23 protein-coding genes are annotated in these 26,051 nt (G+C 57.1%); 16 read left to right on the plus strand and 7 right to left on the minus strand.

Annotated elements, in window-relative coordinates:
• Window positions 1-6: 6 nt before the first annotated feature.
• Both ACPOL_RS18860 and ACPOL_RS18865 read right to left on the minus strand, forming a co-directional pair.
• On the minus strand, window positions 7-906 hold the full coding sequence (locus ACPOL_RS18860) for a polysaccharide biosynthesis/export family protein (protein WP_161557438.1): 900 nt from the start codon (window positions 904-906) through the stop codon (window positions 7-9).
• A gap of 88 nt (window positions 907-994) precedes the next feature.
• Window positions 995-3,256, minus strand: coding sequence for a GumC family protein (locus tag ACPOL_RS18865; RefSeq protein ID WP_114208424.1), 2,262 nt, complete (start codon window positions 3,254-3,256; stop codon window positions 995-997).
• A gap of 367 nt (window positions 3,257-3,623) precedes the next feature.
• Between ACPOL_RS18865 and ACPOL_RS18870 the strand changes: the two genes are divergently transcribed.
• Both ACPOL_RS18870 and feoB read left to right on the plus strand, forming a co-directional pair.
• Window positions 3,624-3,872, plus strand: coding sequence for a FeoA family protein (locus ACPOL_RS18870; RefSeq protein WP_114208425.1), 249 nt, complete (start codon window positions 3,624-3,626; stop codon window positions 3,870-3,872).
• Window positions 3,869-5,758 carry a ferrous iron transport protein B gene (gene feoB, locus ACPOL_RS18875; RefSeq protein WP_114208426.1) on the plus strand — a complete coding sequence of 630 codons (1,890 nt, stop codon included), beginning with the start codon at window positions 3,869-3,871 and terminating at the stop codon, window positions 5,756-5,758. The genes ACPOL_RS18870 and feoB overlap by 4 nt, the downstream gene beginning before the upstream one ends.
• Here feoB and ACPOL_RS18880 read toward each other — a convergent pair.
• Window positions 5,755-6,000, minus strand: coding sequence for a hypothetical protein (locus ACPOL_RS18880; RefSeq protein ID WP_236656882.1), 246 nt, complete (start codon window positions 5,998-6,000; stop codon window positions 5,755-5,757). The genes feoB and ACPOL_RS18880 overlap by 4 nt on opposite strands.
• A 108-nt stretch (window positions 6,001-6,108) precedes the next feature.
• Here ACPOL_RS18880 and ACPOL_RS18885 point away from each other — a divergent pair, with 108 nt between their 5' ends.
• The 4 genes from ACPOL_RS18885 (at window position 6,109) to ACPOL_RS18900 (ending at window position 10,234) form a co-directional block, all read left to right on the plus strand.
• Window positions 6,109-7,743 carry an ABC-F family ATP-binding cassette domain-containing protein gene (locus ACPOL_RS18885; protein ID WP_114208428.1) on the plus strand — a complete coding sequence of 545 codons (1,635 nt, stop codon included), beginning with the start codon at window positions 6,109-6,111 and terminating at the stop codon, window positions 7,741-7,743.
• A 68-nt stretch (window positions 7,744-7,811) separates the two neighbouring features.
• Window positions 7,812-8,051: a DUF433 domain-containing protein gene (locus ACPOL_RS18890; protein WP_161557439.1), complete on the plus strand. Its 240-nt coding sequence runs from the start codon at window positions 7,812-7,814 to the stop codon at window positions 8,049-8,051.
• The gene (locus ACPOL_RS18895; RefSeq protein ID WP_201758893.1) at window positions 8,032-8,274 is read left to right on the plus strand and encodes a hypothetical protein; all 243 of its coding nucleotides are present in this window, start codon (window positions 8,032-8,034) and stop codon (window positions 8,272-8,274) included. The genes ACPOL_RS18890 and ACPOL_RS18895 overlap by 20 nt, the downstream gene beginning before the upstream one ends.
• Window positions 8,275-8,413: 139 nt before the next feature.
• Window positions 8,414-10,234, plus strand: a complete 1,821-nt coding sequence (locus ACPOL_RS18900; protein WP_114208430.1) for an ABC-F family ATP-binding cassette domain-containing protein — start codon at window positions 8,414-8,416, stop codon at window positions 10,232-10,234.
• Window positions 10,235-10,283: 49 nt separating this feature from the next.
• Here ACPOL_RS18900 and ACPOL_RS18905 read toward each other — a convergent pair whose 3' ends face one another.
• Window positions 10,284-10,721, minus strand: a complete 438-nt coding sequence (locus ACPOL_RS18905) for a DUF6526 family protein (RefSeq protein WP_150133063.1) — start codon at window positions 10,719-10,721, stop codon at window positions 10,284-10,286.
• Window positions 10,722-10,910: 189 nt separating this feature from the next.
• Between ACPOL_RS18905 and aqpZ the strand changes: the two genes are divergently transcribed.
• The 10 genes from aqpZ (at window position 10,911) to ACPOL_RS18955 (ending at window position 21,572) form a co-directional block, all read left to right on the plus strand.
• On the plus strand, window positions 10,911-11,639 hold the full coding sequence (gene aqpZ / locus ACPOL_RS18910) for an aquaporin Z (RefSeq protein WP_201758894.1): 729 nt from the start codon (window positions 10,911-10,913) through the stop codon (window positions 11,637-11,639).
• 141 nt (window positions 11,640-11,780) lie between these two features.
• On the plus strand, window positions 11,781-12,554 hold the full coding sequence (locus tag ACPOL_RS18915; protein WP_114208432.1) for a CPBP family intramembrane glutamic endopeptidase: 774 nt from the start codon (window positions 11,781-11,783) through the stop codon (window positions 12,552-12,554).
• Between the two features lie 239 nt (window positions 12,555-12,793).
• Window positions 12,794-13,651: a hydroxypyruvate isomerase family protein gene (locus ACPOL_RS18920; RefSeq protein WP_236656883.1), complete on the plus strand. Its 858-nt coding sequence runs from the start codon at window positions 12,794-12,796 to the stop codon at window positions 13,649-13,651.
• A 60-nt stretch (window positions 13,652-13,711) separates the two neighbouring features.
• Entirely contained in the window at window positions 13,712-14,464 is a 753-nt protein-coding gene (locus ACPOL_RS18925; RefSeq protein WP_114210919.1) for a class I SAM-dependent methyltransferase, read from the plus strand.
• An 86-nt stretch (window positions 14,465-14,550) separates the two neighbouring features.
• Window positions 14,551-15,060 (plus strand): DUF892 family protein, encoded by a 510-nt coding sequence (locus ACPOL_RS18930; protein WP_114208434.1) that lies wholly within the window; start codon window positions 14,551-14,553, stop codon window positions 15,058-15,060.
• Between the two features lie 139 nt (window positions 15,061-15,199).
• The gene (mraY, locus tag ACPOL_RS18935) at window positions 15,200-16,336 is read left to right on the plus strand and encodes a phospho-N-acetylmuramoyl-pentapeptide-transferase (RefSeq protein ID WP_114208435.1); all 1,137 of its coding nucleotides are present in this window, start codon (window positions 15,200-15,202) and stop codon (window positions 16,334-16,336) included.
• A gap of 146 nt (window positions 16,337-16,482) precedes the next feature.
• Window positions 16,483-17,862, plus strand: coding sequence for a UDP-N-acetylmuramoyl-L-alanine--D-glutamate ligase (gene murD, locus ACPOL_RS18940; protein ID WP_114208436.1), 1,380 nt, complete (start codon window positions 16,483-16,485; stop codon window positions 17,860-17,862).
• Window positions 17,847-18,938 carry a putative lipid II flippase FtsW gene (gene ftsW / locus ACPOL_RS18945; protein WP_114208437.1) on the plus strand — a complete coding sequence of 364 codons (1,092 nt, stop codon included), beginning with the start codon at window positions 17,847-17,849 and terminating at the stop codon, window positions 18,936-18,938. The genes murD and ftsW overlap by 16 nt, the downstream gene beginning before the upstream one ends.
• Before the next feature lie 120 nt (window positions 18,939-19,058).
• Window positions 19,059-20,213, plus strand: a complete 1,155-nt coding sequence (murG, locus tag ACPOL_RS18950) for an undecaprenyldiphospho-muramoylpentapeptide beta-N-acetylglucosaminyltransferase (RefSeq protein ID WP_114208438.1) — start codon at window positions 19,059-19,061, stop codon at window positions 20,211-20,213.
• A 387-nt stretch (window positions 20,214-20,600) separates the two neighbouring features.
• The gene (locus ACPOL_RS18955) at window positions 20,601-21,572 is read left to right on the plus strand and encodes a GGDEF domain-containing protein (protein ID WP_114208439.1); all 972 of its coding nucleotides are present in this window, start codon (window positions 20,601-20,603) and stop codon (window positions 21,570-21,572) included.
• A 78-nt stretch (window positions 21,573-21,650) separates the two neighbouring features.
• Here ACPOL_RS18955 and ACPOL_RS18960 read toward each other — a convergent pair whose 3' ends face one another.
• The 3 genes from ACPOL_RS18960 to ACPOL_RS18970 form a co-directional block, all read right to left on the minus strand.
• Window positions 21,651-23,312 carry a CTP synthase gene (locus ACPOL_RS18960; RefSeq protein WP_114208440.1) on the minus strand — a complete coding sequence of 554 codons (1,662 nt, stop codon included), beginning with the start codon at window positions 23,310-23,312 and terminating at the stop codon, window positions 21,651-21,653.
• A 294-nt stretch (window positions 23,313-23,606) separates the two neighbouring features.
• Window positions 23,607-24,512: a ferritin-like domain-containing protein gene (locus ACPOL_RS18965; RefSeq protein WP_114208441.1), complete on the minus strand. Its 906-nt coding sequence runs from the start codon at window positions 24,510-24,512 to the stop codon at window positions 23,607-23,609.
• 525 nt (window positions 24,513-25,037) lie between these two features.
• On the minus strand, window positions 25,038-26,042 hold the full coding sequence (locus tag ACPOL_RS18970) for an MBL fold metallo-hydrolase (protein ID WP_114208442.1): 1,005 nt from the start codon (window positions 26,040-26,042) through the stop codon (window positions 25,038-25,040).
• Window positions 26,043-26,051: the final 9 nt, after the last annotated feature.

Genomic DNA, 26,051 nt, shown 5'->3' on the forward strand with positions numbered 1-26,051 from the left:
CTCGGATCAATTCCTGTAGATAATCAATCCGCTCGTGATCGCAATGGCCGCCTCGATTCCACGATATCCGAAGGTCTTGAACTGACTCGACGGCACCCAGATGATGTCACCATCGTTGAGCTTCAGATCCGCCTGTTCCCCTTTGAGGAGCTTGGCCAGGTCGAGCATATATTCCTCTCGGCCGCCCGCCACTTTGCGGATAAGCCGGGTCTTGCTAAGCGAGGCAGTCCGGTTCGGACCACCGGCCAGCGCTAACGCCTGTGCGGTCGATAGCCGTTCGTTGTTATCAACGAGAAAACCACCGGGTTTGCCGACATCGCCCACAATGTAGACGACCCCCGCCTTACCAACCACGATAGTATCTCCAGGCAGAATTTGGGGATTCTCTTGAGCGTTCAGATTGGCGGCCGTGCCTTGCAGCGGAACCAGAACCGGATGGGTTGGATCATCGCGATGGATTATTGAGACGGTCTTGCCCGCAGTAGGCGAGATGCCGCCGGCGATAGCCAACATATCCAACAGCCGGCGCTTTCCCAGGGTGGGGTAGATCCCGGGCTGCCGAATTTCGCCCGAGATCGTCGCGCCCTGCGAAGCATACTCCACAATGAACACCGTCACATGTGGCTCGAGAAGCAGGTGTTGTTTGCGGAACTGCTGCTCTAAATAGCGCGCTGCTTGATCGGCATTCAGGCCGTTTAGATCGACACGTCCGATGACCGGCATATTGGCGGAACCATCCTGGGCGACGCGGACGTGGCTCGAGAGCTCCGGGGTGTCGAAGACCACGACGTCGAGCAGGTCGCCCGGTCCGATGTTGATGGCGGCCGGCTGGGGATTCGATGGTTGGGCGTCGGGGACATTCGGGGGTGTACTAGTTTCCTGTCCCTGCGCAGATGCGAGGAGCAAGCAGGCAGCGCATGAGATTGCAGCTGCCGTGGGATAGGGGAGCAGCCAGCTGCACTCAGACCGGAATGGCGAGCGCATACGCAAGAGCTTACTTTTCCGCATCCGTTTCCCCATAACCGCCCCCGTAGTTGGTGGCGTAATCGTATCCGTACTGCTTGGAATAGGTGTAATAATTTTCCAGGCGAAGGTCGACGTCATTCACCACAATGCCTGTCACCCTGGCTCTAGCCCGGCGCAGCAGTGACCGTACGCGAAGCAGCGCCTTCTTCCGGGTGATCGCGGCACGGACAACGATGATGGTGGAATCCGCCCCCGGCGCTAGACTCAGGGAGTCCGCTACCGGAAGCACTGGCGCCGAATCGAGGATGACGTGATCGTATTCCGTCTTCCAGCCCTCCATCAGGGATTCCATGTGGCGGGAGGCGAGGATTTCTCCGGGATTGGGCGCAATCGGCCCACGAGTCAGGACAAAAAGGTTTGGTAAATCGTCGATAGGCGATTGGTACGCGCTCGAGCCCGATTCGCGCACGAGCAAAGTCGAGAGCCCTTCGCGATTGGGTAGCCGGAACTTGAGATGCAGGGTCCCCCGTCGAAGGTCGGTGTCTACCAACAGGACGCGTGCATCGCGCCGGGCGAAAGAGATAGCGAGATTCGCGGCGATTGTCGACTTCCCTTCAGCCTCAAGACTGCTGGTGATCAAGATCAACCGCGCTTCGTTGTCGGCCGAGGAAAGCAGGATCGACGAGCGCAAGGTACGAAATGCCTCGGCGCCGACCGTCTGCGGTGTCAGGTAAGAGACCAGATCGGAGGGGAATTGCGAGTCGGCCGGTGTGATTGGCTTGGCCTGCTGACCATAGGTCGACCTCGCCTCCTTGGCGGCGGTGGTGAAACGCGGAACAACTGCTAGCGAGGGAAGGCTCGAGATGGCTTCAGCATCTTCGGAGGTGCGGATCGTGTCGTCCAGGGTTTCGAGGAAGAGCGCGGCAGCGATGCCGATGAACAAACCGATCAGCGCGCCGAAGCCATAGTTGGTCCGCTTTTTCGGCGCCACTGCAAACGCCGGAACTTCAGCCTTGTCCACGAGGTTCACGTTGTTGGAATTCAGCCCGGCGGTGACACTGGCCTCCTTCAACTTCATTTGCAATGCATCGTAGAGATCGGTCGTCGACTGGGCTTCGTGCTTAAGGATCTCGAAATCGGCCGAGGAGTCGCTCACCCGGAAGGCTTCCTGCTTGACCTGCTCAAGCCGTCCTTTGAGAAGCGCCTCGGTATTGACGGCCGCGTTGTATTCTTCCTCGAAGCGCTTCAAGAGATTACTGATCTCCGCGTCAATGTCCGTCTGGACGGCGGTCAACTGCTTCTCGACCTCTCGAACGCGCGGGTAATCGAAACCATATTTCGATTTCAGCTCGGCGGATTGCACGAGCAACTCGGCCTGTTGAGTTCTCAAGCTGACCAGAGTCGTCGTCGGCGCAACCGAGACCAGCAGCTCCGGATTTCTGGTTTCGGCCAGGTGGTACCGGGCCTCCTTAACGATGCGATCTGCCTCTGCTTGTATCAACTGCTCGTTGACCAGACGAAGGCTATCGCTTACCAAGTTGCCGCCTTCAGCGTCCATCCCGATCAAGTTGTTAGCTCGCTGGAATTGGGCTATTTTGCGCTGTGCGTCGGCGGCATGCGCCTTCAGTTCAGTGAGTTGGCCGGATAGCCAATTGGAAATGCGCAATGTTCCTTCATAGCGGGAGCGCAGGTCGAGCTCCAAATATTGGTCGACGACTGCCTGGGCAATCCGGCTGGCTTGATTGGGATCGGGGTCGCGATAGTGGATCTCGACAAGGTCGGTATTGGGAATTACCACAACCTGCAGATTGCTTCTGAGCAGCCGAATGAGAGGGATCCGCTGGGCAGGAGTCAGAGGCTTGCCTAAAACGTAGGGCTGTTTCTCAAATACCTTGGAGAACGGTTTTTTTGCGAAAAGATTTTCAGATTCTATGACTGCGAAGATGACCGAATCGCTCTGGAGGATACGGGCCTCAGTCAACAGCCGCGTTGATTCATCATTCCCTCCAGCCTTGCTGTTGAGCAGATCGGAGATTCCAAGATTGGTGGATCGATCCGGATTAATGTCGATTCGCGCAGTTGACTCGAAGACGGGGGTCGTGAAGAAGGTGATCACCGCACCAAGAATCAGACCAGTAGCGAGGCAAGCCAGGATAATGAACTGACGCTTAATGAGGATTTTGCGGAAGTCCGCGGGGGTCAGGATAAAATCCTGCCGGTCGGAGCCCGCCGGCTTACCTGCCACCGAGGTGCCTTGTTGCCGTTCGGATGCTGGATCCGGCCCTTGCATCCTCAGGCTCCTTCAACAGTTGTCATGTAGGTTGCAGACGCTCTCCGGTCTGATGAGATTACCAAAGCTTGCGTCTCGTGCGTGATGCTTAGGGAGAATGCTGCCCGCTTACGGCGCGCCCAGAGCCTATTTTGTACTCGCGTTGCGAGTCCTACCCGAGGCTACCACAACAAAAGCGGCTAGCCGGTGGAGTTGCCTGACGCCGGCAAAATTCCTGGGACGAACGTCGTGTCAGAGAAACCTTCGTTCTGGCTATTGTAGATACTCAATTCCGATGTACGATTGATTTGGTCGCATTTGAGATAAACTAGCGGAAGGCAGCCAATTTGGGCTGGCCACTGCGTTTGACGCCGAGGCAGGCAAGTTGATGGCATTGAGCCAACTGGAGATTGGTAAGGTAGGGGTGGTTTCTACGTTAGATCTGCCGGACGATGTGCAGCACCACTTGATGCACATGGGGTTCGTTCCCGAGGCCCGGGTAATTGCATTGCGTCGAGCACCGGCTGGAGATCCTACCGTTTACGCAATCGATGGACTGGAGATTGCTCTTCGTCGAGATACGGCGTGTTCGATTCACATTCGCCGGGCTAGTGACGATCTAGAAGGACAGCCATGAGTTGCTGCACACCAGTCAGTATCGAGATACCTCCCACCCCGAGGGTGCCCGGGAAGATACGCACCATCGCGCTCGTAGGACCGCCGAACTCCGGCAAGTCGACCTTATTCAATCGGCTCACGGGTTTGCGCCAGAAGGTCGCCAACTATCCCGGGGTGACCGTCGAGCAGCGGGTCGGCAAGCTGGCCGGGATCGGTCGCAGCGATTTGATCCTGATCGACCTCCCCGGAATCTACAGCCTCAGCTCCTATTCGGAAGATGCGCGCGTTGCCGTTGAAGTGCTGCACGGCACTATGCCCGGCTCCCCCGCACCCGATGCCGTGTTGCTGGTTCTGGACTCCATGCATCTGAGCCGACAACTCATGCTCGCTGGACCAGTGCTCGCGCTCGGACTGCCGACCCTGATCCTGCTCAACATGACCGATGTCATGGAAGCCCGCAACGGCGAAGTAGACTCACTCGCCCTGGCACAGGAACTCGGTGCGCCCGTGGCCAAGATCAGCGCCACCAAGGGCACCGGCCTCGATGCCATCGGAATATTCCTGGCCCGCAAGAACGCGGAAATCCAGCGTCCGCTCGAGCTGCCGATCATGGGGAATGCCGCCTCCTACCGGCAGTGGGCGACCGGCGTCAGTACGCGCACGAAATACAAGGCGCCGCTCTCGTCAGAGACAACCCGCAAACTCGACCGCGTTCTGCTACATCGAATCTGGGGACCGCTGCTTTTCCTGGCGGTGGTCATCACCCTTTTCCAGGCAGTGTTCACCCTTGGCCAGCCGTTGAGCGACGGTTTCCAAGCGATTCTGGATCAAGTTGGCGTTCGCGTCGGCGGCTTGCTTCCCCCGGGGTGGATCCAGTCGCTGGTGGTCGATGGCGCCTGGAAAGGCGTCTCGTCCATTCTCGTTTTTCTGCCGCAGATTTTATTGCTCTTTCTTTTTATCGGAGTGCTGGAAGACTCGGGCTACCTGGCCCGGGCTGCCTTGATCGCCGACCGCGTGATGCGGTCCATCGGGTTAAATGGCAAGGCTTTCATCCCGCTGCTTTCGGCTTATGCTTGCGCCGTGCCGGCAATTATGTCCACCCGCACCATCGAGAACAAGCGCGACCGGATCGCCACCATCTTGGTAACGCCGTTCATGACCTGCTCGGCCCGTATCCCCATCTATCTATTGATGATTGCGGCCTTTATTCCCAATCGTCCGCTCCTTGGGGAATTTTTCGGGATGCGTGCAGCAGTGATGCTTGGGCTCTATCTGCTCGGTTTCGTCGCTGCGCTGGCGACCGCCCGGCTGCTCAAATCTTCTATCCTGAAGGCTTCTTCTGCGCCATTCATTCTGGAGCTGCCCCAGTATCGGCTCCCAACCCTGCGTTCGTTGGGGTTGAGACTCTTTGATCGGGCCAAGGTCTTTGTCAAGCAAGCCGGGACGGTGATCCTGGCGGTGACGCTGGTGTTATGGCTGCTCAGCCACATCCCCGCCCACGGCGGTTCGTTTCCGCAACTCGCGAACAGCTTCATTGGAAAACTGGGACTCTTCATCGAGCCGGTCATTCGGCCGCTCGGCTTCAATTGGAAGATCGGCATCGGCTTATTGACCTCCGTTTTGGCCAGGGAGGTCATTGTCGGTACGCTGGGTACGCTCTACGGAGCCGATCCGGCCACCCAGAGCATGACCCTGCAATCGGCCCTCAGGCACGATATGCATCTAGGCGGAGCGATCGCCCTGGTGGTTTATTTTGCCCTTGCCATGCAATGTACATCCACACTCGCCGTCGTCAAGCGAGAGACCAACAGCTGGAAGTGGCCAGCGGTACAATTTGTATATATGACCGCGCTGGCCTATGTGGCGGCCCTGGCGACGAATCAGATCATTTCGCGCTTTTTCTAAGCCGAATGGGAGCCGCGCTGCTCGAGCCGGACGATTCGCTGACCATGATCGCCAAACATGTTCAGCAGGCCTATGTATTCCTCATTCATTTGTTTTCGGAGGGCGCGCTGCTCGTCCTCAATCCGCTCCATGCGGCGCTCCAATCGATCGTTGCCCCTTTGCCCGAGCAATATCCCAAGCAGCACCGTGAAGGTGGGTACGGAGAAGACTGTTAGCAGCTGCCAGACTGGAAGTCCGTTCATCTTCTTGATGATAGACGACCTGAGGGCGACCGCCCCGAGGATTCGGAAACTTCCGCTCTTCCAGGCCCGATTTAGAACGAGAACCAAGTAAACTCAATAGAGATAAACATGATTTCAGTCAGCAATGTGAGTATGCGGTACGGGGCGAAGGTCCTCTTCGACGACGTCTCGATCAACTTTATTTCCGGTCGCCGCTACGGCTTGACCGGACCGAATGGCGCCGGAAAGTCGACCTTTATGAAGGTCCTTACCGGTGAAATTGACGCCCAGAAGGGCAATGTCGTTCGCCCCAAAAAGCTGGGTATCCTGCGTCAGGACCAGTTTGCCTTTGACGCCTTCCGGGTGATCGACACCGTCATCATGGGCAACAAGGGCCTGTGGTCTGCACTTGAAGAGCGGGACAAGATCTACGAGAAGTCCGAGCTCACCGATGAAGATGGCATGCGGCTCGGCGAACTCGAGGGCATTGTCGGCGAAGAGGACGGCTATACCGCCGAGAGCGACGCCGCCATCCTGTTACAGGGGCTTGATATTCCCGACGAGATTCACGACCGCAAGATGGGCGAACTTCAGGGGGGGCAGAAGGTCCGGGTGCTGCTCGCTCAAGCGCTCTTCGGCAAACCCCAGGCGCTGCTGCTTGACGAGCCTACGAACTATCTCGATCTCGATTCGATCCACTGGCTGCAGGATTTCCTGATCAACTTTGAAGGCACGCTGATCACCATCTCGCATGATCGGCATTTCCTCAACAGCGTCTGCACGCACATCGCCGATATCGACTACGAGACCATCATTACCTACACCGGCGGCTACGACGATATGGTGATGGCCAAGACCCAGATCCGTTCCCGCCTCGAGTCTCAGAACGAACAGCGCGAAAAGAAAATCGCTCAGTTGAACGAGTTCATCGCCCGCTTTGCTGCCGGCACCCGTTCCAGCCAGGTTACCAGCCGCAAGAAGGAAGTCGAGCGGCTGCAGACCACAGATCTGGCCCGGTCCAATATCGCCCGGCCCTACATTCGCTTCGACATGATGCGGCCCTCCGGCAAGCACATCCTCGAGGTGGAAAAACTTTCGAAGGGTTACGGCGATCTGGAAGTTATCAGGGACTTCAGTGCGAGCGTCACCCGGGGCGAGAAGATTGCCTTGATGGGCCGTAACGGTCTAGGCAAAACCACGCTGCTGAAGGCGCTCCTGGTTGGAGATAAAGAGATTGACAAGGCGATGCGCAGCGAACTTCATGACCCCGAGTTCGCCAACGATGGCGGCACGGTCAAATGGGGCCACGAGGCGCAGATAGGCTACTTTCCGCAAGACGTGTCGAATGTCATTGAGAAAGGTCTGACCGTCGCCGACTGGCTCTATCAGTTCGATCCGAAGGCGACTAAAGAGGACATTCGCGGCATTCTCGGGCAGATGCTTTTCCGCGGCGAAGAGGGATTGAAGAAGACCGACGCGCTCTCCGGAGGCGAGGCCGCCCGTCTGATCTTCTGTAAGCTGATGCTGGTCAAGCCGAACATCCTCATCTTCGACGAGCCCACCAACCACCTTGATCTTGAATCGATCAACGCGCTCAACCAGGCCATCCAGAAATACGAGGGGACGGTGCTGCTCGTCACCCACGACCACGACTTGATCGACGAGGTTGCCACCAGAATCTGGCACTTTGACCAGAGCGGCGTCGAGGACTTCAAGGGGCCTTACGAGGAATACGTGTCCGCCACTGCTGCGAGTGCGCGTTGAAGACTTGTGCCGGACACGTTTACGCGCCGGATGAACTAGGTGTGAAACTGGAGATGAGAGGTACTGTCATGACTGAGATCGACTGGTCCGATTGTCCTATCGTTGAAACCAATCCCGAGAAGATGGGCGGAGTGCCGACCTTGCGCGCGTGGCGGCTTTCTGCGGATTCCATAGTGGATAACCACGACTACGGTGCGACGGCGCAGGACATCCACGACTGGTTCCACGTCCCCTTGGCCGATGTTGAGTCTCTTTTTGCTTACGCGGAAGCGGCACGGGACTGGGCCGATGCGCGTTCTGTTCGATAAGAATGTGCCTTACCCATTGCGACATCATTTGCGTTTCCACGCGGTTCAGTTTGCTGAAGACCTTGGTTGGGACCTGATCTCCAATGGCGAACTTCTGAGCGCCGCGGAGGCGACATGCTTCGACCTGATGGTCACCGCCGATCAGAACATCCGCTATCAGCAGAACTATCGGAGCGTCGGATCGGGTTGGTCGTGCTTGGCTCCAACCAGTGGCCTTTCCTAAAAGAACATCTGCCGAAGATCGTCTCAGCAGTAAGTTCGTCGGGAGTCGGCAGTTATACCTTCATCGAAATATCATTGCCGCCGAAGCCCAAATACATCCGGGCCGGCTAAGGCCGAACGAAAGAGCGAAGTAGAAAAAAATGCCGCCTGCAACCCCAATTCTCAATGCCCAAAGCCTCGCCAAGTCCTTCGGCGCGACGACCCTCTTCCGTGGCATCTCCTTCACCATCGGCGAGGGCGACCGCATCGGCCTGATCGGTCCGAACGGTTCGGGTAAGTCGACGCTGCTCCGCATCCTCGCCGGCGAGATCGACTCCGATGCCGGAGAGGTTGCGGTTCGTAAGCGCGCGCGGTTGAGCTACGTGACCCAGGAATCGCAGTTCTCCCCCGGCGATTCGGTGCGCGACGTGATTCTGAAAGCCCTGAAACGCAGCGGCGTTCCTGAGGGCGACTGGGAAGGCCGTCTGCGCGATACGCTCGGCCGGGCCGGCTTTGAAGATTTCGCCACCGAGGCGGTTACATTTTCCGGCGGCTGGCGGAAACGACTGGCGATCGCCGAGGCGCTGGTCCAGAATCCAGACGTCCTGCTCCTCGACGAGCCGACCAACCATCTCGATCTTGCCGGAATTGAGTGGCTCGAGGCGCTGCTCGCCGGCGCGTCATTCGCCTGCGTCGTCGTCAGCCACGACCGTTATTTTCTTGAGGGCGTTGCTACCGAGGTCTGTGAACTGAACCGCGCCTATCCTGACGGGGTGCTCCGCTTCTCCGGCAACTACAGCAACTTCCTTGAGAAGAAGGAAGAATATCTTCACGCGCAAGGCAAGCGTCAGGAAGCGCTCGAAAACCGGGTCAAAGTCGAGAAGGAGTGGCTGCGCCGCGGACCCAAGGCCCGGACGACTAAATCGAAGGCACGCATCGATAAAGCCAATGAACTGATCGGCGAACTCAGCGGGATGCGCAACCGCAGCCAAACCTCGACCGCCGGCATCGACTTTGTCGCCACCGATCGCCAAACCAAGCGGCTGGTGGAGTTCCTCGATGTCGACTACTCGATCGATGGAAAGAAGCTCATTCAAGGACTCAACTTTCCCATCACTGCCGGAATGCGCGTGGGCCTGGTCGGGCCGAATGGCAGCGGTAAGACCACCTTGTTGCGCCTCTTACGCGGCGAGATCACGCCCGACGCAGGCGAGATTCGCAAGGCCAACCTGCTGCGGACCGTCTACTTCGACCAGAACCGCATCCTCGATGGCAACCAGACTCTTCGCCGCGCGCTCGCGCCTGACAGCGATTCGGTCATCTATCAGGATCGCGTGATCCATGTCGCCTCCTGGGCTTCGCGTTTTCTCTTCACCGGCGAACAACTCAATCAGCCAGTGGAAAGGCTCTCTGGGGGCGAGCGCGCCCGCGTGCTCATCGCCAACCTAATGCTGCAGCCCGCCGACTTGCTTTTGCTCGATGAGCCGACCAACGATCTGGACATCCCAACGCTCGAGATCCTTGAAGAAAGCCTGCTCGAATATCCCGGTGCGCTGGTCCTCGTGACCCATGACCGCTTCATGCTCGACCGTGTCTCTACGGTCGTGCTCGGCCTCGACGGCCTAGGCAATGTCGAACGCTTCGCCGATTACAGCCAGTGGGAGGAGTGGCAGGCAACACAACAGCAGACCGCCAACCGCGATCTCCAGCCAACCGCGCCAGCAGCGAACAAGAACGGTGCTGCTCCCGCATCCTCCAAGAAAAAGCTGTCGTATATCGAAGCGCGGGAGTTCTCTACCATCGAGGAGCGGGTCGAAAAGGCAGAAGAGGCGCTACAGGCCCGGCGCGAAGCAGTCGACGATCCATCCGTGGCCGTTGATCCGGTCAAGCTGCAGGCTGCCCTTGCTGAACTCGACACCGCCCAAGAGGCGGTAGACGCCCTCTACGCGCGCTGGGCGGAGCTCGAAGCCAAACGTGCCTAAGCTCAAATCGAGCTGGCAAGAACGAACGCGCGAGAACCACAAAAGTGGATTAAACCCTCCAATAGTCCGGCCTCCAACTGCGGATCGACTGCTTAATCGCCTTCGCTTGCAGACCCTCTCGCAGGGTTCTGTCTGTCAACTCGGAAAGCTCTTCATCCGAGGCAAAACGCAGCGCGATTAGCTGTCCTTCGCTCAGCTCCAATGTCCGCGCTTGGAGCGCCGCGGGCAACAGCGCCGCCAAACGAAGGCGCTCTTCCAGCCGAATGACCCGGTCCTGCACCTTCGTCGCGTACCTGCGACAGTGCAGAGCCAGCAGTAGCACGATAAACGAGAAAACATCCAGCCAGATATGCGTCGGACTCGCCCGGCGGATTGTGAACCAGATCGCGAAACCGAAGCAAAGCAGTAAGGCGGGAATGAGCACATAGTGAAACATCGGATCGATCCTGCCGTGATTGGCCAGCGTCTGGGGTACTTTTTCGCTCATGCGTTTCTCCTGTTCAGGATGTTCTCCGAATGCGATGCGGGCACCCTGGTTATACAGCATGGATGGCAGCCGCGCGGGACGAGCGTCTCTTAAAAAGATTCCTATGGCATAGAAACCGGATTCCGGTTAGACTTCGGCTGTTTTCCCTTTCGTGTTTCTGCTTACTCCAAAACAATCAGGAGCTCTCGCGTGCCACTTATTAAGAAACTGGGTGCTGAATTCCTCGGAACCTTTTGGCTAGTCTTTGGGGGTTGCGGCAGCGCAGTATTGGCGGCTGGCTTCCCGAAGTTGGGAATCGCGTTCGCTGGCGTCGCTCTCGCCTTCGGACTTACCGTGTTGTCCATGGCTTTCGCTGTCGGCCATATTTCCGGAGGTCACTTCAATCCCGCCGTGACGGTGGGGCTATTTGTTGGCAAGCGATTTCCAGTGGGCGACGTTTTGCCCTACATTCTCGCTCAGGTAGTCGGCGCAGTCGCTGGTTCTGGCGTGCTCTACCTGATCGCGAGCGGGGTGCCGGACTTCAGCCTGGCCGGCGGTTTTGCTTCCAATGGCTATGGCGCCCACTCGCCCGGCGGGTATTCCCTGGTAGCGTGCCTGGTAGCCGAGATTGTGCTGACGGCGTTCTTCCTGATCGTGATCATGGGCGCAACCGACAAACGGGGGGTCCCGGCCGGCTTTGCCCCGATCGCCATCGGTCTGGCGTTGACCTTGATTCACCTGATCAGCATTCCGGTGACGAACACTTCAGTCAATCCTGCGCGAAGCACCGGTCCGGCCTTATTTGTGGGTGGATGGGCATTGCAGCAGTTATGGCTCTTCTGGCTTGCTCCGATCCTGGGCGGCGTCATCGGCGCGGTTCTGTATCTGCTCATCGCCGGCGACCATGATCCAAAGCTCCCGCAAGGCAAAGCTCTCTAACTACCTGGGAAGGATGCATAGTTATAGGGGCGACCGTATGTCGCTCCTATGAAACCCATGATTCTCTTATCAAATCCACGATTTCCTTATCAATTGAAAGCAGGAACGAATTAAGATCGACCACCTTGCGGATCGGTTTGTATGATCGCTGGGATGCTCCATTTAGCGCCATCGGAAGCGCGAATCTTCTTTCATCTGCTGGCGTTCGTGCTCGTCATTGCCGCGCCGGGTGTTGGGTGGATCGTCGCCGGCCGCATTAAGGCTGCGCCTTCCTTCGGTTCGAGAGTGCTGGGCTACAAACTTGTGAGCCTTGGTCTTTTCCTGGCCAGCCTGGCGGTCTTCCTCCTGATACCACCCGCGACCTTCTTTGCGGCGCAGATCAAGAATCGGGGCGTCACGTGGCTTCCCAGTCGAGAACTGATCAGCGCGCTGGCGATAGTGCTCGTTCTCTTAACGGCTGTTCCGGCCCTCCTTGCACGTACGAACGGAAGCTTTCAGGCAAATTTCAAGCGCCAAATTTCTGAGATACGAAACTTGCTCCCCCACAGCGGGGTAGAACGGCTCTGGTTCGGCTTGGCCGCGGTCATTGCCGGCGTTTGTGAAGAGGTGCTGTACAGGGGCTTCCTGCTGCACTATTTGCACGTGTTTCCGTGGCGCTTGAATATCGGGACGTCGCTGCTTGTCGCTTGTACAGTTTTCGGCATTTTTCACCTTTATCAGGGAGTAGGTGGGGTGTTACAGACCCTCCTGCTGGCGCTCGGTCTATGCGTGCTGTTTCTGGCGACTCGCTCATTGCTGATTCCCATCTTGCTGCACGTGCTGGTGGAGTTACGCATCTTTCTGGTCTTACCGATCATCTTGCCGTCGGAGGGGCGGCAGCGAACGTCATCGGTGAAAAATCATCCCGATGGTTGAGGGAAAAACCGTCCCGGAGGCCGAAGACATGATTTGGCCGCTCCTTTATTCTCAGTCTTGTTTACAGCCTCCCAAATGCCTCGATACTCACCCAGCGATCGGGGCATCTCTTTTTTTGGGCAGCGAACCCGCTATGCTGCTTCGATCAGGTTTGTGCATCGGGATTGACTCCGTAGTAAGCTGTCTCTGCATTCATTCAGAGGGCTATGAACAGATCAGGGGTATCGCGACGCGCATTTATGAAGACCGGTGTGAAGGCTGGGGTGACGGCAGGAATGGCTGCAAGCGCCGGACTGGCAAGCGCCCAAGCAGCTGCCGATACCGGCGCAATGATACGAAAAGGAAATATTCGTCAGTCGGTGAGTCGCTGGTGCTACAAAGATGTGCCGCTTGACGATCTTTGTGCCTACTCGGCTAAGATCGGCCTCAAGGGAGTCGATCTGCTCGAGGTCAGCGAGTGGGACGCCCCCAAGAAGTACGGACTCATCTGCACCATGGGCTATGCCGGGGGCGGCTCGATTCCCGATGCGCTGAACCGGCTCGAGAACCACGCCGCAATCGAGGCGGCCTTCCGCAAAAACATTCCTCTCGCGGCAAAGGCGGGTGTACCGAACGTGATCACCTTCTCAGGCAATCGTCGGGGCATGTCCGATGAAGAGGGGGCGAAGAATTGCGTGATCGGGCTCAACCGTCTCAAGAAAATTGGCGAAGACAACGGCGTCACCATCTGCATGGAGTTGCTCAACAGCAAGGTCAACCATAAGGACTACATGTGCGACCACACCGCCTGGGGGGTTGGCGTCATGCAGGAGGTCAATTCTCCTAATGTCAAATTGCTGTACGACATTTATCACATGCAGATTATGGAAGGTGATCTCATCCGGACCATCACCGACAACCAGAAGTGGCTGGGTCACTTTCATACCGGCGGCGTTCCTGGCCGTCATGAACTGAACGATCAGCAAGAGGTGCAATGGGACGGAGTGATGAGGGGAATTCTTGCGACCGGGTACAAAGGCTACGTGGCGCACGAGTTTGTACCTACCGGAGATCCATTGACCAGTCTGAGGCAAGCCGTCGAACTCTGTGACGTATAGGGTCCTCTGATGGCCCTCGGCATCCGAGTTCGGGCCGAAGAGCGAACAATTAGAACCGGGATGAAAGCCAGCGGCGCGCAACAAACTGCAATCCAGCTGCAGCGTGCGTACTACGCCCAGACTGCAAATAGATATGATGAGATGCATCTCCATGAAGATGATGAGCATTCCTTTGCGCTGCGGTACATGCTCTCCATCCTTTCTTCCTGGGGCATCCGTTCCATCCTCGACATCGGGAGCGGCACTGGCCGTGGTCTGTTGGAAACTATCAAAGAACAGCCTGAAGTCTTTGTCATAGGGGTTGAGCCCTCTGCTGAACTACGTGCAATTGGACATTCAAAGGGGCTATCGAAGACCCAGCTGATCGATGGTGATGCCCAGATGTTAGCGTTCAAAGACCGCTCCTTTGATCTTGTTTGCGAATTTGGCGCTCTGCATCACATCCCCGATCCGCACCGGGCGGTTGCCGAAATGTTGCGAGTCGCACGCAAAGCCATCTTCATCTCCGACAGCAACAATTTCGGCCAGGGCAGCAAACTCTCCCGGACACTGAAGCAAGTCATCAACGCGGCGGGTTTGTGGCCATTCGTCAACACGATAAGAACGAAAGGGAAGGGATACTTCTTATCAGAAGAGGACGGAGTCGGCTATTCCTACTCGGTCTTTAATAACTATCGTCAAATAAGAGATGCGTGCGAATCGGTGCATATGCTGAATACTGCCAGTGGTGGTCCGAACCTTTACCGGACTGCCGCCCACGTGGCGCTATTGGGAAGAAAACGGGAAGACGTGGAGCCTCCAGTCAAGCAGTGAACTGATGTCTGGAAGTGGAGTGACCGGACAACGATCCTCAATGTGCGAGCTTCTTAACAAGGGTAAGGCAACACACGAGGTGAAAAATGGGTCTGTTAACTCCGAATCAAATCAAAGGTTTCGAATCGCTTTACACACTCCAACTCAGATATCTCCTGTCGACGGAGAACCAGATCATCAAGGGTCTCGAGAGCATGATCGATGCGGCCTCGGATACGCAGCTTCGGGAAGCCTTCCAGTCGCACCTGCAGGAAACAGAGGTGCATGCTCAACGTATCGAGCAGATCCTGCAGAGTTTTCAGGGCGGCGTGGACGATAAGAAGTGTTCGGTCACGGCGGCCCTCATCTCCGCTGGCGAAAACATCGTCAAGGAGTCGGACGAGGGGCCGGTGCGCGATGCTGGCTTGATCGCAGGAGCTCAGAAGATCGAGCATTTCGAGATTGCATCTTACGGTTCTGCACGCGATTGGGCGACTTTACTCGGGCGATCGGAAGATGCTGCATTGCTCCAGAAGACGCTTGATGAAGAAAAACATGCAGACTCGTTGCTGAACAGTATCTCCAAGCGCGCCAATCAGGAAGCAGTTGCTGCCTAGCGCTCTCTACCCGGTGATTCGTAATGACTATTGTGGATCCCAGGCTTCCCGTATGAGGCCTGGGTACCGCTCTCGAGACTCTTCAGTTGAATCGTGAGCCTGTAAGATAGAGCAAATCCGCAATCTTGCCGGAGGACGTTTGCTCTACTGGCTGCTCTACCAGAAGCTTTTTCCGTATTTTCGCCCCTTCCGCATCTTTCGCTACCTGACGTTCCGAACCGCCTTCGCCAGTTTGACCGCACTCCTGATCACATTGATTATCGGTCCCTACGTGATCGAAAAACTGCGCGAGTTTCAGATCGGCCAGTACGTCCGCGACGATGGCCCGAAGGCCCACCAGAAGAAGGCCGGCACCCCCACGATGGGTGGACTGCTTATCTGCATCGCCATCTTGCTGCCGACGCTGCTCTGGTCCGATCTTTCGAATCCATTCGTTTGGCTGGTGATGGGGTCTACCATTGCCTACGGAGCTATCGGATTCATCGATGATTACACCAAAGTGGTGCAGCGGCGAAGCCTTGGCCTCACTGCTCGAGCCAAGATGCTTCTGCAGATCCTGGCAGGGATCGCGGTAGCGGTTGCGCTGATTGCGATGCAGGAGCAGGGGTCGTATTCAACCCATCTTATGGTGCCTTTCGTGAAGAGGTTCCGGCCCGACCTCGTGTGGCACTTTCTCGGCGGAATTCCTCATCTCAGCGCCTTGGCCTTCCTGCCGTTTGTCGTCTTTGTCGTGACCGTGCTCGTGGCCTCAAGCAACGCTGTCAATCTGACTGATGGACTCGATGGCCTCGCGATCGGGTGCACGATCATCGCGGCGAGTGCGCTTACTGTCCTCACCTATGTCAGCGGCCACGTGGTCTTTTCCGACTATCTCGAATTGCAAAGAATGCCGATGGTCGGCGAGCTCACAGTCTTCTGCGGCGCCATGGTGGGAGCGAGCATTGGTTTCCTTTGGTATAACGCCCATCCGGCTGAAATCTTTATGGGGGACGTAGGTTCGCTGGCGCTCGGAGGCGCCATCGCTACGGTCGCGGTGGTAATCAAGCAGGAGCTGCTATTGCCTTTCATCGGCGGCATCTTCGTGCTCGAAGCGCTCTCAGTCATTCTGCAGGTGGGCAGTTACAAGCTTCGCAATGGCAAGCGCATCTTCAAGATGGCCCCGCTGCATCATCATTTCGAATTGTTGGGCTGGTCGGAGTCGAAGGTCATAGCACGATTTTGGATTGGGGCGCTGGTGTTTGCACTCTTTGCACTTACGACTCTGAAACTGCGCTGACACTCGATTGAGCAAACTTGCACAGGCGATCGCTATGGGAGAATGGACTGGGCAGCGAAGTTACTAGTCTCCGCCGGGTTTGGAACTGACAGGCAAAAGTCCGGCGCATCCAACACGCTCTCAGACCGGGAAGATAAACGAAGTTTATGGAATTGAAGGGTAAGAAAATCCTGGTCGTAGGTTTGGGCAAGTCGGGCCTGGCTGCGGCTTTGTTTCTCCGGCGCCGCGGCGCACAGGTGACCGTCTCCGATGTGCGCAGCGCGGAGGCCTTAGCAAAGGAGATCCCGGCTCTGCTTGAAGAGGGCATCGCGGTTGAGGCCGGCGGCCATGGACTGCTGACCTTTCGGCGTCAGGACTTGATCGTTGTCAGCCCCGGTGTTCCACTCGATACTCCAGAGATTGTTCAAGTAAAGAGCTTCGGCCTGCCGGTGATTGGCGAAGTGGAACTCGCGGCCCGCTATCTCAAGGGTAAAGTGCTGGCCATTACCGGGTCGAACGGGAAAACGACAACAACGAGCCTTTGCGGTGAAATTCTGGCAAGAGGTGGCTTGCCGGTTGGCGTCGGGGGCAATATCGGCTTGCCGGTCATCGCCCTGGTGGACGATAGCCGCGACGATGGCTGGTCGGTGCTGGAGATTTCAAGTTTTCAATTGGAGACCACCGAGCAGTTTCGGCCGGATATCGCCGTCATTCTCAACGTGACTCCCGATCACTTAAACCGGCACCATACGTTTGAGAACTACCTGGCTGCCAAGGAGAAGATCTTTGCCCGTCAGCGGCCTACTGATGCCCTTGTGTTGAATTGGGATGACCCGGTAACGCGGGACTCGGCGAAGCGGGCTGCCTCGGGCGTCTTCTGGTTTAGCCGGAAGAGCGTTGTGGAGCGAGGCGCCTATGTCTCAAATGGGGAGATTGTCTTCAAGCCTGACGCCGGCGGCGCTGCCGAGGGCATTATCGGAATTGCAAAAATCTCGCTCAAAGGCGAGCATAATGTCGAGAATGTACTCGCGGCGGTGTGTGCCTCCCGTCTCGCTGGGGTCTCGCCGGAAGCGATTCGCTCGGCAATCGAGAGCTTCCACGCGGTTGAGCACCGGCTGGAGTTCGTCCTTACCTTAAATGGGGTCGATTTCTACAACGATTCGAAGGCGACGAATGTGGACGCCACTGCGAAGGCAATCTCCTCGTTTGCTGGCGGGGTTCATCTAATTATGGGTGGCAAAGACAAAGACTCCGACTATACGCAGCTGACCGCGCTCTTGCAGGAGCGCGTCAAGGCCGTTTATACGATTGGATCGGCGGCGAAGAAGATCGAGGGCCAACTTCGAGGCGCCGTGCCTATCAGGAGCGCTGAGGTGTTGTCTGAGGCCGTAAATTTAGCCAGCGAAGCGGCGAAGCCAGGCGAAGTTGTCTTGCTGGCACCCGCCTGCTCAAGCTTTGATCAGTTCGCCGATTATGAAGAGCGCGGCCGGGTCTTCAAGGAGATCGTCATGGCGCGACGAGGATTGCCGGAATGGCAAAGCGCGTAGGAGTCGACAAAGTGCTCTTCTGCACCACGCTGATCCTTGTGGTGCTTGGACTTGTCATGGTCTTCAGCGCTTCGGCAATCACCGCCAAGGCGGCATTCGGGTCGCCCTACAACTTCCTGATCCGGCAATCGATCTGGGCGGTGCTCGGGCTGGCTGCGATGACCGTGTTGATGCAGGTCGATTATCGAAAATACAACCAGCCGCGGATCGTATTCCCTCTGGTTGCGATCACGGCGGTGTTGTTGCTGGGGGTTTTCGCGATGCGCGTCTCGCATGGAGCGCATCGCTGGCTCACTCTCGGCCCGCTGTCATTGCAGCCCTCTGAGTTTGCGAAGCCGACGTTGGTGCTATTCCTGGCCTGGTTCTTGCAGAACAAGCTGCACATGATCAACGACTGGCGCGCTACCCTCGTTCCAGCCGCATTGCCTAGTCTGCTGTTCATCGGGCTGATTATGAAAGAACCCGATCTGGGCACTGCCTTGGTCTGTGCTGGAGTCACCGCCCTGATGTTGTATCTCGCCGGCATGGAATTGAAGTACCTGGCGCTGGCGGGGGCCGCGGCCGCACCGGTGCTCGCCTACATGCTGCTCTTCGTCAAGTTCAGGCGCGACCGGCTCCTAGCTTTTCTTCATCCGAACGCAGACACGCTGGGCACGGGCTATCACATGAACCAATCGCTGATAGCTGTGGGTACGGGCGGCGTCTTCGGTCGTGGCTATATGGAGGGCCTCCAGAAACTTTTCTACCTGCCGGAGTCGCATACCGACTATATCTTCGCGAACATCTCAGAGGAGCTGGGGCTTGCGGGAGCGCTGGTTGTCGTCTCGCTGTTTGTGGTGCTCGGCTATCGAGGATTGCGAGCCGCCCTGCTTTCGCAGGACACTTTTGCGCGCTTCCTGGCGTTTGGCATCACAACGACAATCCTGATTCAGGCGTTTTTCAACATCAGCGTGGTGCTGGCGCTAGTGCCCACCAAGGGAATTACCCTCCCGTTTGTCTCGTATGGAGGAACGTCGCTGTTCATCACCCTGCTTTCGATGGGTGTGCTGCTGAATATCACGCGGGAGATTGACTGAGCTGGCGTTCTTCGTTTTGATCGTGGATTCCATTGCGGATGACTCGCTTGTCTACTCTTCATTCGAGTGCGGTCGGGACCAGTGCTCCGAGATTTGCAGTCTTGTTGGAGCCGCTGCCCGATGAGCGCCCCTCGAGTGCTGATCGTTGGCGGCGGAACCGGCGGGCACGTGATCCCTGCTCTCGCCATCGCCGACGAGCTTCGCCAGAGTTATGGCGCCCATGTTCGATTTCTCGGGACCGAGCGGGGCTTCGAGACGCGGCTGGTTCCGGCGGCTGGATACCGGCTAGAGCTCATTCAGGTTGGGCAATTGAAGGGCGTTAGCCTGAAGACCCGGCTGCGAACCCTGCTCGACCTTCCACTAGGCATTCAGCGTTGTCTCTCCATCCTCAAAACATTTCGACCCGATGTGGTGGTTGGAGTGGGCGGCTATGCTTCAGGCCCCGGAATGGCCGGCGCTCTGTTGAAGGGAATTCCAACTCTCGCCTTTGAACCGAATGCGGCTCCAGGATTGGCGAACAGGATCGTCGGCCGACTGGTGAGTTCGGCTGCCGTCAGTTTTGCTCCGGCTTGCGCCTACTTCCGGAATGCCAGGGTTACAGGTATTCCAGTCCGCAAGGAGTTCTTTACCATCAAGCCTCGCATAGGCCCACCGGAAGAAACTCTGCCAGATTCCCAAGCCACTTCAACATCCGATTCCGTCCACTTATCCAAGCAAAATCTGTTGGTCTTCGGGGGCAGTCAAGGTGCGCAAATCTTCAATCAACTGATGCCTCGGATTGCTCCACAGCTCTTAAGGTTGGTTCCTGATTTGTTCATTCTTCATCAGTCGGGAGCCAAGCAGGAGGAGACGACCAGGGCTGCCTATGTGGCATCGGGCGCCGAACCTAACCGCTGGGAGGTCCGCGCCTTTCTGGACAATATGCCAGAGCGGTTCGCCTGGGCTGACCTGATTCTCGCTCGCAGCGGCGCAAGCACCGTTGCTGAGTTGTGTGCAGCTGGCAGGCCAGCTTTGCTGGTGCCATTTCCCCTGGCAGCCGACGATCACCAGAGGAAAAATGCCGAAGTGATGGTCTCGGCACATGCCGCCGAGATGCGCTTGCAGACAGAGGTTGGAACGGGGGAGCTTCTCCTTGATGCCTTGTCGCGACTGCTTCTGGCGCCGGCGAAGCTGATCGAGATGGGTAATCGTGCAAGGACGCTGGCGCGGCCCAATGCGGCCGCAGATATCGCGGCGATGGTGGCGGCATTGGTTCGGTCGCCGTCACACCTTTAACCTGTCTGGAGGTGGCTTCGGTTGCAGCACATCCGGTGGTTGAGTGCTCCTCCATCCGGCATCTAGTCTCCAACATCACGACGGCTCAGAAGTGCGGACGTTTGGGAGGCGGGCGCTACCGCGGGGACTAAGGTAATTACCTGTAGAGCAAAACGGCATTAAATTTCGTGTTTTGTGTGCACTTACTGTTTGCTTTCAGCGAAGATGGTTTTCAAAGGCGTCACTGCTGAGCAACCGAGCCGATCCCCCCAAAGATATAAAAGAATACACATTGGAATTGCTCAGTGCATTCACTGGGACGGTAGGTTGTGCTGCAATCATCTTCGACTTCGTAGAGCAATCCAAGGTTGATTCAGGAAGTGACCGAAAGAAGGCGAGCTCGTAAAGATGCGGGCCCGGTTTGCGATCGTGGAACAAGGACACATGATGGCACATGAGCCGATCGATATTGCGATGAAGGTCGTAGATAACGTGGATGTACTGCTTGGTTATTGGGACCGGGACTTGCGCTGCCAATTTGCTAACTCTGCATATCTAGTCTGGTTTGGTAAGTCCCGGCAAGAGATGGTAGGTACTTCCATGGAGGACCTGCTGGGTCCTGTGTTTGAGAGTAACCTGCCGCATATCTTAGCTGTGCTTCGCGGCGAGACGCAGGTATTTGAAAGGACCATTACTCTTCCTGATGGCAGCATCCGCCATAGCCTCGCCTGCTACTATCCCGATATTTCGGACGGGGAAGTGATCGGCTTCAGCGTTCAGGTTGCCGATGTTACAAGATTGAAAAATCTTGAGTTTGAACTTGAGGCTGCCAAAAATCGAGCTGAACAGCTGGCGACCCACGATTTCCTGACGGGTCTGCCCAACCGCGTTCTTCTCTTAGACAGAATCTCGACAGCCATGGCGAACGTTCAACGTCGAGGCGGCCTAGTCGGCGTGGTGGCTATTGACGTTGATGACTTCAAGCAAATCAACGACAGCCACGGGCATGAAACCGGGGACGCAGTGCTCAAAGAGATCGCCAGCCGTATGAAGGGCGTCGTCCGGGCAGAAGACACGGTCACCCGGCTGGGCGGGGACGAGTTCATCTATTTAGCTCGAGAAGTAAAGACGCTATCGGGCGTCCAAACCGCAATCGAACGATTGCGGGAGGCTGTATGCCGACCGGTACCGCTACAGAAAATCTCGCTGATGCCGAGCATCAGCTGCGGCGCTGCCCTTTACCCTCACCACGGAGCCAGCGCCACCGATCTCCTCGCCGTCGCGGACAGTGCCCTCTATCGAGCGAAGTGGCGCGGCAAGGGCTGTACCATCTTCGCGGATTTGGGTGATCAAGCAAAAAGTCCCGCTTACCCAGAGTGACAGGAATGCAGAGCAGACCGGATGTCGATCAGACTGTTCAGCCAGATTACCTCTTATGCCGCAGAGGACAAGAAAGGCCTACTCGGCTCTCGCTAGTATGCGCTCAGTATTCAGCTCGAGGCCGCGCTTTGCTCTGGCCCCGTAGCTAGCCTCGATAAAAGCCCGGAAGAGCGGATGCGGCTCGAGCGGCTTTGACTTAAACTCTGGGTGGAATTGGCATCCTAGGAAGAACGGATGTCCCGGGATCTCTACGATCTCCACGTAAGTCACATCCGGGGTCGTTCCGGTGATACGCAACCCGGCCCCGGTGAGTAAGGCTTCGTATTCGCGATTGAATTCGTAGCGGTGACGATGGCGCTCGCTGATCTCGGTGGCTTGGTAGGCTTTGGCGGCGAGTGATCCTTCTTGAAGGATGCAGGTCCAGGCGCCCAGTCTCATTGTCCCGCCCATCTCTTCGACGCCGGTGAGTTCGCGGAGTTTGTAGATGATGCGGTGTTGCGCGGCGGGGTCGAATTCGCTGGAGTTGGCGCCAGCCAGTCCGCAGACGTTGCGAGCATATTCGATGCAGGCAGTCTGCATGCCGAGGCAGATTCCGAAGTAGGGGACCTGATTTTCACGGGCGTAGCGAATGGCGTTCAACATGCCCTCGATGCCGCGTTTGCCGAAGCCTCCCGGAACCAGGATGCCGTCGAAGCCTTCTAGCTGGGACTTATAACTCTCATCGCCTGGGTGCTTGGATTCCAGGCCTTCCGCCTCAATCCAGGTGACCCGCAGTTTAAGCTTCTGGGCCAAAGCTCCATGAGTCAACGCTTCTTTGAGCGACTTATAGCTATCTTCATACTCGACATACTTCCCCACGATGGCAATTGAGACTTCGTCGGTGGGATTATAGGCGCGCTCGACCAAATCTTTCCACTTACTGAGGTCAGCTTCCCTGGCTTCGAGGTGGAGATACTTGAGGGCCAGGGAGTCGACGCCCTCCTGGTGGAAGACGAGTGGACATTCATAGATAGAAGCAACGTCCTTGGCGGTGACGACTGCCCGTTCTTCGACGTTGCAGAAGGCGGCGATCTTGGATTTAACTTCGCGGGAGAGGAAGCGGTCGGTGCGGCAAAGCAGGATATCGGCCTGGATGCCGATCGAGAGCAGCTCCTTGACCGAGTGCTGGGTGGGCTTGGTCTTCAATTCCTGGGCAGCGGCGATCCATGGAACCAGCGTCACGTGGACGAAAACCGTGTTTTCGCGGCCGAGTTCCTGGCGCATCTGACGAATCGCTTCAAGGAAGGGAAGCGACTCGATATCGCCGACCGTCCCGCCGATCTCGATGATCGCCACGTCGACCCCAGAGGAGACCTTGCGCATCGCATTCTTGATCTCGTTGGTGACGTGAGGGATGACCTGGACGGTCTTGCCGAGATAGTCGCCCCGACGTTCCTTGGTGATGATTGACTCGTAGATGCGGCCGGTGGTGAGGTTGTTGTCGCGGGTGAGATGGGCGTGCGTAAAACGCTCATAATGGCCGAGGTCGAGGTCGGTCTCCGCGCCGTCGTCCGTGACGAAGACCTCGCCGTGCTGGAAGGGCGACATCGTCCCTGGATCGACGTTCAGGTAAGGATCAAACTTCATCAGGTTGACGCGGAGTCCGCGAGCTTCGAGAAGGCATCCGATGGACGCCGCGGCCAGGCCTTTGCCAAGCGAAGACACAACTCCGCCGGTCACAAAGATGTACTTTGCAGACATTTTCGCTTCACCTAATTTTGAGGGATTGGGATTGTCGTGCAGGGTGGGCACTTCTAAGTATTGCAGAAGATCTTCGCGATGGGAAGGGTCGTTCTTAAGACGGTCTGCTGATTCTCGTCGGCTGACTACTGGCAGCGTATTCAGCCTGAAAGTTGCCAGCACGGAGGCCTTAAAGCAGAAGTACGGTAGGTGTGGTGCGCCGGCATTCTAGGTCCGCAGACCTTTTTCTGAGGAAAAGGCCTGCGGAACGTGTTCCCTGTATAAGGTAACCGTAGTTTTGCTCCAGCCGAACTCTTAGCCCATGATGGTGGTGATGGCGCCGTTCAAACCGTCTGGGAAGAAGGCTCCCTTGCTGGTTCCCTTGGCGCTGTTACCGTAGATAATTGCAAGGACCTGATCAGTCGTGCGGGTGGTGGCGAGGGCGTTCGGCAGGCTGACGTTGAAGTACCGGAAGCCGGCCGGTGGCGGCACAACATCGAGAGAGTCGAGCGCCGGAACTTTAACGTCTGTGAGTGCGCAAAGATAGCGGAGGAGCCCGGAGTGGTTGGATTCGGTAAGGGCGATCTGGGCCGCTGTTGCCAAATAGGCTTTGCTGGTGATCAAGGGCACGGCGCCGTTGTAGGCGGAGAGTCCAGTGTCTTCAAAGGCGCGGGCAAGGGTGATGAATTGCGCCACATTGGCGAAACCAATCCCGAGAGCGCCCAGGTTGATTGCCGGCTTGGCGATGCCTGAGGTGCTGAGTGCGGAGCGAAGCAGTTTCACATGAGCTACTTCGTTTTCATACAGCTCAGTCGCGATATTCGTGATCTGGCTGGTCAGGGCAGGGTCCCCAGGGATAGTGAAGTTGACTTTGTTGCCGCCGGTAGTCGGGCCGTAGCTTCCTGTTCCGGTTCCGGAGATGCCGATGTCGGCGATACGCTTACCAGTGACGGCGACAGTATAGAACTCAGCTTCCAGATATTCGAGGTTCAGAGCGAAGTTCAGGATAGCGCCATCGATGTCAGCGTTCTCAGCGGCCATTACCGATGTGGGCTTCATGCCCAGTGCCTTGGAAATCGGGCTCTTGTCGAAAGCGCCCATTTGTCCCGCCAAGATGCCGGCGCTCGCCAGGCCGAGTCCGGTGAATCCTGCTGATTTTAGAAAGGCGCGGCGGTCGGCAACTTTCTGGTTGATTGCTTGTACTTCCTCTTCGTTGGTCACGAAAGATCTCCTTTAATTGATTGGCAAGAGTTCATCTGGATAGAGCAAGTCGGATATGCAGCCAGAGAGTCTTGTTCAGCCTAGTGAAGGCGGAGACAGGTCGAGTTCACCAGTCTTCGCGATGTCTTTAAAGCATTCCTGTAGAGGTTTGTTCTTGCCTCCACCACGGGAACGCTTAATTTCGTGGAACTGGATCTATAGGGTAAGAAGTTTTTTCGGGATGTTTTACTAAGCCATAGAAGATCAGTGGCCGGAAAGACAAACGCGGCGCCGTCTCGCGGAAGGACGAGATCGGCGCCGCTCGGGGTTGCGGGCCGGGGGGACCGCTTCTTCCCGCTATCAATGGAACGAAGGCTGCTAGGAAACGGTTTTGTGAAACACGCAGAATCTTGCTCCCCGCGCTAGACCGGTTCCATATCTGCGGGCAGGGACAACCTATCCGAAACGACAATCGTCACTGGAGGCTACTTCAGGCGGCGCCATTGCGAGAAACATCAACCGCAGTGCGATGGCGTTGCGGACAGGTCACTTTCTGCGCCACCATTCCGACCGTAACTCGACGCCAGGCGTCACCTCCGTGGGGAGGCCGGGCTCGGGTGACCAAATCTTTAGATCATCGATCGAAGATATTCGCTCGATAGGTTCGAACCATGGGTGGAGGGCGAGATCAAAGAGTCCCCAGTGAATGGGCATTAACAATCCCTTCCCACCCAGGGCCCTGAACACCCGCGCTGCCCCATCGGGCCCCATGTGGATGTCCGCCCAGGCAGCATCGAAGGCCCCGATCTCGAGCATGACCAGGTCGAAAGGGCCGAACTGCCGCCCAATCTGCTCGAAGCCAGTCCAATCTCCAGAGTCGCCGCCGTAGTAGATTTTTTTCCGCGGTCCTGCAAGGCAAAACGAAGCCCAGAGTGTCTGGTAGCGATTGAAGGCGCTGCGACCGGAAAAGTGCCGCGCCGGCAGGGCAGTGATTTCAATCTCTGCGACCCGCTTGGCTTCCATCCAGTTCAGTTCGGTAATGGATCGCGGTTTCACGCCGAGGCTTGCAAGCACTTTACCGACCCCGAGCGGCGCCACCCAACTTGCCTCGGCTGCCGACGGAAGCCCAGAGAGTTGCCGGACGGTGCCCGCGCCGAGATGGTCGTAATGATCATGGGAGAATAACACTACATCAATGTGAGGAATCTCCTCCAATTGCAGAGGCGCCTCGAAGAACCTCTTCGGGCCAGCCCATTGGACCGGCGCAGCGTATTTCTCCCACACCGGATCGACCAGGACGCGAACGCCGTCAATCTCGATCAGCATCGAGGAATGACCGATCCAGGTAACACGCAGTCCATTTGTCGAAGGTTTATCGAAGATGCGTATATCGGTGCGGAAGGGCCCCAAGGTGCGCTTTGGCGTGCGTTCCGCCTTATTGGTCAGGTAACGCGGTAACACCTTGAGCATCGTCGACCAACTGCCGACGGTGGTTGGCACCGGGTTCTGATACCGCTTGCCGATGCGTACCGACGGCTTGATCAAATTCATGTTTGTCCA

Origin of the sequence: Acidisarcina polymorpha (genome assembly GCF_003330725.1) — a bacterium.
Taxonomy (GTDB): Bacteria; Acidobacteriota; Terriglobia; order Terriglobales; family Acidobacteriaceae; genus Acidisarcina; species Acidisarcina polymorpha.

What these genes read in the sequence shown, in the direction of transcription:
- ACPOL_RS18865 (WP_114208424.1), bottom strand. Translation starts at nt 3,256, where the DNA reads ATGCAAGGGCCGGATCCAGCATCCGAACGGCAACAAGGCACCTCGGTG.
- ACPOL_RS18870 (WP_114208425.1), top strand. Translation starts at nt 3,624, where the DNA reads ATGGCATTGAGCCAACTGGAGATTGGTAAGGTAGGGGTGGTTTCTACG.
- feoB (WP_114208426.1), top strand. Translation starts at nt 3,869, where the DNA reads ATGAGTTGCTGCACACCAGTCAGTATCGAGATACCTCCCACCCCGAGG.
- ACPOL_RS18880 (WP_236656882.1), bottom strand. Translation starts at nt 6,000, where the DNA reads ATGAACGGACTTCCAGTCTGGCAGCTGCTAACAGTCTTCTCCGTACCC.
- ACPOL_RS18885 (WP_114208428.1), top strand. Translation starts at nt 6,109, where the DNA reads ATGATTTCAGTCAGCAATGTGAGTATGCGGTACGGGGCGAAGGTCCTC.
- ACPOL_RS18890 (WP_161557439.1), top strand. Translation starts at nt 7,812, where the DNA reads ATGACTGAGATCGACTGGTCCGATTGTCCTATCGTTGAAACCAATCCC.
- ACPOL_RS18895 (WP_201758893.1), top strand. Translation starts at nt 8,032, where the DNA reads ATGCGCGTTCTGTTCGATAAGAATGTGCCTTACCCATTGCGACATCAT.
- ACPOL_RS18900 (WP_114208430.1), top strand. Translation starts at nt 8,414, where the DNA reads ATGCCGCCTGCAACCCCAATTCTCAATGCCCAAAGCCTCGCCAAGTCC.
- ACPOL_RS18905 (WP_150133063.1), bottom strand. Translation starts at nt 10,721, where the DNA reads ATGAGCGAAAAAGTACCCCAGACGCTGGCCAATCACGGCAGGATCGAT.
- ACPOL_RS18915 (WP_114208432.1), top strand. Translation starts at nt 11,781, where the DNA reads ATGATCGCTGGGATGCTCCATTTAGCGCCATCGGAAGCGCGAATCTTC.
- ACPOL_RS18920 (WP_236656883.1), top strand. Translation starts at nt 12,794, where the DNA reads ATGAAGACCGGTGTGAAGGCTGGGGTGACGGCAGGAATGGCTGCAAGC.
- ACPOL_RS18925 (WP_114210919.1), top strand. Translation starts at nt 13,712, where the DNA reads ATGAAAGCCAGCGGCGCGCAACAAACTGCAATCCAGCTGCAGCGTGCG.
- ACPOL_RS18930 (WP_114208434.1), top strand. Translation starts at nt 14,551, where the DNA reads ATGGGTCTGTTAACTCCGAATCAAATCAAAGGTTTCGAATCGCTTTAC.
- murD (WP_114208436.1), top strand. Translation starts at nt 16,483, where the DNA reads ATGGAATTGAAGGGTAAGAAAATCCTGGTCGTAGGTTTGGGCAAGTCG.
- ftsW (WP_114208437.1), top strand. Translation starts at nt 17,847, where the DNA reads ATGGCAAAGCGCGTAGGAGTCGACAAAGTGCTCTTCTGCACCACGCTG.
- murG (WP_114208438.1), top strand. Translation starts at nt 19,059, where the DNA reads ATGAGCGCCCCTCGAGTGCTGATCGTTGGCGGCGGAACCGGCGGGCAC.
- ACPOL_RS18955 (WP_114208439.1), top strand. Translation starts at nt 20,601, where the DNA reads ATGCGGGCCCGGTTTGCGATCGTGGAACAAGGACACATGATGGCACAT.
- ACPOL_RS18960 (WP_114208440.1), bottom strand. Translation starts at nt 23,312, where the DNA reads ATGTCTGCAAAGTACATCTTTGTGACCGGCGGAGTTGTGTCTTCGCTT.
- ACPOL_RS18970 (WP_114208442.1), bottom strand. Translation starts at nt 26,042, where the DNA reads ATGAATTTGATCAAGCCGTCGGTACGCATCGGCAAGCGGTATCAGAAC.